This is a genomic window from Nocardia arizonensis (assembly GCF_001310275.1).
In the GTDB taxonomy this organism is placed as follows: Bacteria; Actinomycetota; Actinomycetes; order Mycobacteriales; family Mycobacteriaceae; genus Nocardia; species Nocardia arizonensis.
Window position 1 is genome coordinate 22,351 of the sequence record NZ_LGYZ01000010.1, and the last position, 6,876, is coordinate 29,226.

6 protein-coding genes and 1 pseudogene are annotated in these 6,876 nt (G+C 66.1%); 3 read left to right on the forward strand and 4 right to left on the reverse strand.

Annotated elements, in window-relative coordinates:
- Positions 1–87 precede the first annotated feature (87 nt).
- Positions 88–981 (reverse strand): DNA-processing protein DprA, encoded by an 894-nt coding sequence (locus tag APZ21_RS01855; protein ID WP_063125168.1) that lies wholly within the window; start codon positions 979–981, stop codon positions 88–90.
- Between APZ21_RS01855 and APZ21_RS01860 the strand changes: the two genes are divergently transcribed.
- From APZ21_RS01860 to APZ21_RS36225, 3 genes are read left to right on the forward strand one after another with little or no spacing between them, the layout of a single operon-like run.
- Positions 953–1,882, forward strand: a complete 930-nt coding sequence (locus APZ21_RS01860) for a tyrosine-type recombinase/integrase (RefSeq protein ID WP_239476445.1) — start codon at positions 953–955, stop codon at positions 1,880–1,882. The two genes, APZ21_RS01855 and APZ21_RS01860, sit on opposite strands and share 29 nt — an antisense overlap.
- A gap of 24 nt (positions 1,883–1,906) precedes the next feature.
- Positions 1,907–2,350 carry an IS3 family transposase gene (locus tag APZ21_RS01865; RefSeq protein ID WP_054811446.1) on the forward strand — a complete coding sequence of 148 codons (444 nt, stop codon included), beginning with the start codon at positions 1,907–1,909 and terminating at the stop codon, positions 2,348–2,350.
- Positions 2,351–2,866, forward strand: coding sequence for a transposase (locus tag APZ21_RS36225; protein WP_218017698.1), 516 nt, complete (start codon positions 2,351–2,353; stop codon positions 2,864–2,866).
- A 23-nt stretch (positions 2,867–2,889) separates the two neighbouring features.
- On the opposite strand, the gene APZ21_RS01875 is transcribed toward APZ21_RS36225, so the two are convergent.
- From APZ21_RS01875 to APZ21_RS34665, 3 genes and pseudogenes are all read right to left on the reverse strand, one after another.
- Positions 2,890–5,046, reverse strand: coding sequence for a DUF707 domain-containing protein (locus APZ21_RS01875; RefSeq protein WP_054811447.1), 2,157 nt, complete (start codon positions 5,044–5,046; stop codon positions 2,890–2,892).
- Positions 5,047–5,055: 9 nt separating this feature from the next.
- Positions 5,056–6,132, reverse strand: a complete 1,077-nt coding sequence (locus tag APZ21_RS01880; protein ID WP_054811448.1) for a glycosyltransferase — start codon at positions 6,130–6,132, stop codon at positions 5,056–5,058.
- A gap of 30 nt (positions 6,133–6,162) precedes the next feature.
- Positions 6,163–6,876, reverse strand: a pseudogene (locus tag APZ21_RS34665) (hypothetical protein); the annotation flags it as partial.

A 6,876-nucleotide genomic window follows, 5' to 3' on the forward strand; every position in this document is an offset into this window, starting at 1 on the left:
ATTCACGCGGCCCGCAGACCACGCCCGCACCACCCCGCCCCCTGCGCCCACACCTGCGACGCGGAGGCGGCCGAGGGCGGCGCGTGGCTAGTCGGCGAGCCGGTGGTGGGTTTCGGGTTCGGCGGTCTCGCCGAGCGCGGTGAGGATCTCGGTGAGCGAGCGCACGGGGCGGGCGTGGCCTTCGCTGATCAGTAGGTCGCAGCCCCGCGCGGCTGAGCCGAAGTCGGCGGGCACGGCCAGTGCCGGCCGGTGCAGCCGCCGCGCCCACCGCGCGGTCGACAGGGTGCCCGAACGCACTCCGGCCTCGGTGACGACCAGTTGCCGCGACATCGCCGCGACCAGTCGATTACGCGCGAGCAACCGCGAAGGTTCCACCCCGTCACGGGGCGGGTATTCGGAGATGATCGCGCCGGTCTGCGCGATGGCGTCGAACACCTCGAGGTGCGCGCTGGGATAGACGCGGTCGATCCCGGTCGCGGACACGAGCGTGGTCGCCACACCCCGGTCCAGGGCCGCCCGGTGCGCGATCACGTCCACCCCATACGCGCCGCCACTGACGATGTGCACACCGCGTTCGACGAGATCGCCCGCGATCTGACCGGTGATGGCGGCACCGCGCGGGGAGACCGCCCGGGCACCGACGATTCCGACGCGGGTCAGCACCGAGACCGCTTCGACGGTGCCGCGCACCCATACCGCGACCGGTGCGTCGAGGTGGTCGTTGCCGGGGGCGTCGAGGTCATCGAATCCCAGACAGGCCCAGGCCGGATCGTCGGGGGTGAGCAGCCACGCGCCGGCCCGTTCGGCGCGGTCGATGTCGCCCTCGGCCAGCTCGGCGATCGAGGCTCGCGATCTGGGTTCAGCGGCGAGCGACCCGATCTGTTCGGCGGCGTCCTCGATATCGGGTGCGGCGGCGCGGGTGGCCGCGACCGCGCGAGGGTAGGCGGCCGGGGTGAGGGCGGCGCGGGCCAGACCGCCCACGCCCGTCCGCGGCGACTCCCGCGACATCCTCGCCGAGGACGCGGTCTGCCTGCTCGACGTTCCCGTCCACAAGACCGGCACCGCGTTCACCAAACCCGTCGACCCTCTCGTCGGACAAGCTATCCACGCATGGCAGACACTGCGGCCCGACCAGCCGAAACGGTTGGACCGCAAGACCGGTGAGCGCGTCGAGGTGCTGTTCTCCATTCGCGCCCTGCCCGTCGGCAAGCCCTACATCAACCACACCATCATCCCGGCACTCTGCGCCAAGGCCGGTGTCCCCACCGCCGATGTCCGCGGCACCATCACCAGCCACCGCGCCCGATCCACGATCGCGAGCCAGCTCTACAACGCCAAGGAACCCATGACCCTGTTCGAACTGCAGGCATGGCTCGGACATCGCACCCCCAATACCACCCAGCATTATGCCAAAATCACCCCGAACACCCTGTCCAAGGCATATTCCGAGGCCGGGTACTTCGCCCGCAACGTCCGCACCATCGAGGTCCTCCTCGACCGAGACGCTGTTACCTCCGGCGCAGCCGCCGCCGGAGAACCCTGGCAGCACTACGACCTCGGTCACGGCTTCTGCACCTACACGTTCTTCGAACAGTGCCCCCACCGAATGGCCTGCGCCCGATGCGATTTCTACACTCCCAAGAACTCCGGCAAGGGCCAACTCCTCGAAGCCAAAGAGAACCTGCAACGGATGCTCGCCAACATCCCGCTCACCGACGAAGAACGAGTCGCCGTCGACGAGGGACACAGCGCTCTCGACCAGCTCCTCGAACGCCTCATCGACGTCCCCGCCCCAACCGGAGCCACACCCCGACAGATAGGCGTTCCACCCACCGCCACCTTGCTGCCCATAACCCCCACAACCCCCGAAAAACCACCATAAACAAGACATTTCAGATTCCACAGAATGGCGACCGTGCTGGACTGTTTCTCGAAGAAGGTGGTCGGTTACGCGATGGCCGATCACATGCGCACGGAATTGGTGACCGACGCGCTGCGGATGGCTGCCCGGAATCTCCCGTTCCGGCGTGGGGAAACAATATTTCACAGCGACCGCGGCGTGCAATATCTGTCGGCCGAGTTCGCCGCGGTGACCGAGGAATTGGGTGTCCTTCGTTCTGTCGGCCGCACCGGAGTGTGCTGGGACAACTGCTGGGCGGAATCGTTCAATGGCACCTTGAAGAACGAACGCGTCCATCGCACGGAATATCCGACACGAGAGCACGCACGGAAGGACATCGTCAGCTATATCGAGTTGCGGTACAATCAGATTCGGCTTCACTCCGGAATTGACTACCGGACACCGAACGAAGTAGAGTCCGAGTGGTTCGATCGGAACAAGGCAGCATAGATGCAAAAGATCCGCTGTCCGAAATCTTTCCGGCTCCTCAGCTGGCACGGCCCGTATCCGACATCGTCTCCCACCGCGGCTCCGCTGATCGTGGCCCGGTTCACCAAGAGTCAGTGCCAGCCATGTCCGGTCCGCAACCAGTGCACCACCTCCCGTGACGGCGCCCGCAACGTGGGATTTCCCCCGCGAGAACTCCTCGACCTGCAGGTACGGACCCGCGCCGAGCAGCAGAGCCCGGCCTGGCGCACACGGTATGCGGTGCGCTCCGGCATCGAAGGCACCATCTGCGAATTCGCGCACGGACACGGTATGAGACGTTGCCGCTACCACGGCCAGGCCAAAACCCACCTGCAGCACGTGTTCACCGCCATCGCAGTGAACATCGAACGCCTCAGCACAGGATCGGTACCAGACGAACCATCCCCGCCCCGGACACCAACCGCCTTCCAAAACTACCTGGACCACAAGGGAATTCCCCGACTACGGTCCTGGAGAGCCGTCAGCAACGGAACTTGAAACTTCCAAGATCACCGACAGAGTCAAGCTAAGTGCTTGTCGGCCAATCCCAGATGACTATCGAAGAAGCGTTTCGGGAGGATTTCGAGGATGTAGAAGCAGCACTTCTTGGGGCCGGTGTAGCCGTATTGGTCTGCGATGGCTTGGGAGAAGGCGAGGTAGTCGTCGCGGTGGCCGCCTTCGGGGGATGTCCACGGCCAGTGCCATTCGATGTCGTCGTCGAGTTCCTGGTAGCCGGAGAAGTAGGCCTGGTCTGGCTTGATGTCGGGGAAGAGGGTGGTGAGGTCGGCGAAGACGAGCATGTCCCACTGCACGATGGTGACGAGTTCCCAGGTCAGGAAGCGGCCACGTTTGTCGTACCAGTCCAGGACCAGCAGGTCGCCGTGCATCCATTTGGTGTAGGGGTCGTGGCCGTAGGTGCCTTCGTAGCACCAGAAGTCGTCGAGGAGGTCGCCGAGGAGGTCGCGGTAGGCGGCGGCTTCGTGGATCCGGCCGCCGAAGAGGCCGAAGATCTGGCGGTCGGGGTTGTGTTCGCGGAGCAGTTGCAGATGGTTGCGGGTCACCTCCGGTTCCTTGTAGAACCAGTAGATGACGGCCATGTCTGGATAGGACGTGTTCGCCGGTGGGCGCCGGGTGATCCGTGGTGTACGCGGTGCGAAGAGATCGGGGTGGATGCGGGTCAGTTCGCCGGTCCGCACCATCTGGTCGACCATGCCGTCGCAGGGGATGTCGGCCTGGAAGCAGGCGCGGGCGCCCTCGAGGGTGCCGTGCGCGACCGCCACGTGCAGCAGGTTGCGGGAGTAGTCGGCGAAGTCGCGGGCCGCGGCGCCGCCCGTGCTGCCCACCTGTTCCGCGCGGGTGAGCCAGCTGTCGAAGCTCGGGTACGGATAGTGCAGAATCACCGGCGCGGTGACTGTTCCGCTCGCGCCCGCGAATCCGGTGAACCCGTGTTTGTCCGCCGGAGCGATGCCGGCTGCGCTGAGCCGGACAGCGCTGCGGGTGGCGGGGGCGTCGAGGAAAGGTGAGCGTCCGTTCACCCGGAAGACGGTGCACTCGCGGAACGGGTCGGCGACCGGGTGCGGCATCGGCACGGCCTCGTGCGCGAGGAAGACCACGTGGTCGGCGCCCGAGATCTGCCAGTGCCTGCTCCCGTCATCGTGGAAGAGTTCGCGCGGGCCGAGGGGGAGTAGCCATTCCATCTCGGCGGTGCGCGCTGCGGTGATCGCGGCACCGATATTGGCGACCTCGCGAGCGTCGGGGTCGGCCGCGTCACTGGTGTTGTCGCACAACATGATCGGATATTCTGCTGCTTCGACCAGCAGGCGGACAGCCGGATCGCCGGAGTAGACGATGAGCAGGTTCGCGTGGGCACCATGATGGTTGAGCCAGGTGGGCAGGCCCGGCCAGTGCCGGTCGATGGTGGCGCAGATGGCGATCGGCTCCTCGGTCGCGCGCGGCCTGCCGACCCCGACACCCTGGTGCACACGGGTGGTGAGGTCGTAGATCTCGTGCTGAACCAGATATTCGCAGTACTCGCTCCACGGGTCGATACCCGTCGCCCGCGCCGCCGTGAGGTTCGGGCCACCGACCGGGCGCGTGTGCCGCACCGTCGCCACGTCGAGAATGGCGATCGAATAGGTGTCGGAAACGAACTTCGGCCAGTGGAAATCCAGGCCCCACCCGGTCTGGGTGACGGCGAAGGTCGGCAGGCAGCGCAGTAGGAAGTCGCGGTGGAAGCAGGGCGCCATGATCTCTACGAAATTCGTGTAGCGCAGTTCGTAGCGGCGGTCGACGAGCGTGATCTCGTGGGTGAAGTAGCTGTCCTCGGTGAGCGCGGGTTGCGACAGTGAAAGCTGGTACCGCGCCGTGTATTCGAAGATGTCGTTGATGGTGTCGGTGTCGGTGGCGAGATCGTCGTCGGGGAGCCAGATGTAGTCGTAGTCGTCGATCACCTCCGCCAGATCAACGGTCAGCACATGATGCAGTGCGGTCCATTTCGTGCCTTTGCGGTCCAGCCGCAGGACGTCGTCGGTGCGGAACCGGTCGGGGTCGTCGCCGAAATAGCTGACGACGAGATCCCAGGTGCGCGGCTGCGATCCTGCGAGCCATTGTTCGTGCAGCGACCCCTCGCCCGCGCGCAGGACGACCAGGTTCCGGCGCCGCTGGCTCCGTGGTGTCATCGTGTCCTCCTAGGCGGTGTACCAGCCATCGGCCCACAGCGTGGTGAGGCGCTCGAAGTACGCCTCGTACTGGGGTGCGACGGCATCGAGGGAGAATCGCGCGACGGCGTCGTCGCGGATCCGCTGGTAGTCGAGCTTGTCGACGGCGTCGGCGGCGTCGCAGAACTCGCGCAGCGTGCGGCAGCGGAAGCCGTGCACGCCCTGCTGGACGGTTTCGGTGAACACACCCCAGTCGGTGGTGATCACCGGTGTGCCGCACAGCATCGCTTCGGCGTGGACACCGCCGAACGGTTCCAGATACAGCGACGGCACGAACACCGCGCGGGCCCGGCTCATCAGTTCACCGCGGCGCACATGGTCGACCACGCCGACGTAGTCGGCGAGTTCGGGCGGTGGCGCCGCACCGGGGCCGGCGACAACGAGCTTCACGCCGAGCCGCCGGCAGGTTTCGAGGGCGATCTGGATGCCCTTCGCTTCGACGACGCGGCCGATGAAGAGGAAGTAGTCGTCCTTCGTGTCGGAGAACGGAAAGTCCTCCACCTCATAGTAATTCGGGATCACGGTGTCGTAGAACTGGCCACGGGTGTTCATGACGTCGGCCGGGCTGCGGGCGCCGTAGATAGAGTGCATCCAGGCATAGCTTTCGAACACGCGATACTGCGCGAACACCCCGCTGTACCCGATCCCGAACTCGACGGTCATGAGTTCGGGAAACTGGTCGGCGATCGGCTGCTGATAGATCCCGCCGAGCAGGCAGATGAAGTCGCGATCCCGCTTGCGTTTGGCGATTTCGGTGATGGCGTGCTCGTTGGTGGTGGTCCAGTGCGGCGCGAAAGCCTTCCAGGTGAGGTTGTTCGGTTCGGTGTAGAGGTCGGTGTTGCCGAACCATTCGGCCTGCTCCGCCTTCGTCACGACGGTGACGAATTCGGTGCAGGCCGCGTCGTTCTCCTCGCCGCCGTAGAGGATCACCTCGTGACCCAGCTCCGTCATCATGATGGCGAAACGCCGGATCTTCTGGGTGTAGGCGCACGGCTGGTAGTGCTTGGTGGTCTGGGTGTTGGGGAAGTTGACGACATGAAAACGCATGGCGGGACTCACGTTCGGGTTCGAAGGGGCTCAGCGGTCGATGATCGGCCGGACCGACAGCGGATCCTCGCCGACGGCTTCCTCCAGGTGCTCGGTGCCGTCGAGGTAGGCCGCGCGTTTGCGCTGCTGCTGTTGCTGGCCAGCCTGCGCGCCACCGCCCATGCCACCACCCATCGGGTAGCCGCCGCCGTAGGGCATCGCCGCCGACGGGGCAATCCCGGCACGGGTTTCCACCGCATCGGTGATCTTTCCGGCCGTGGTCGCGCGTGGAAAGAGCTTGTCCTCGGCCGCTTTCGCGGTCGGCGACGACGAGCCGCCCCCGCCCGCGGAACCGCCGCCGCCCCCGCGGAGCCCTGCTGATTCGAGATCGAAGCCGAACGGGACCGCGCCGGTGGCGCCCAGGGGGCCGGCGGCGCCCAGCGGTGCGGTGGTCAGTGGCGCGCCGGTGGGGCCGGACAGGCCGGAGGTCAACTCCTGCAGAGCTTTCGACAGAGAGGACAGGGCTTCCGGGCCGGTGGCGCCGCTCGGTTTCTCGGTGGCCGACTTCGAGGAGGGTGTGAAGGCGGAGGGGTCGAGGTTGCTGCCCTTCCCGCCGGTGCTGCTGCCGGTGGGGGCACCGCCGGATTTCCCGATGCCGCTGCCGCCACCACTGGTTCCGGGCTTCTTGTCGCCACCTCCGGTCCCGCCGCCGGTTCCGGGTTGCTTGTCGCCGTCCTTGTTGTTCTTGTTGTTGTCGTTACCGCC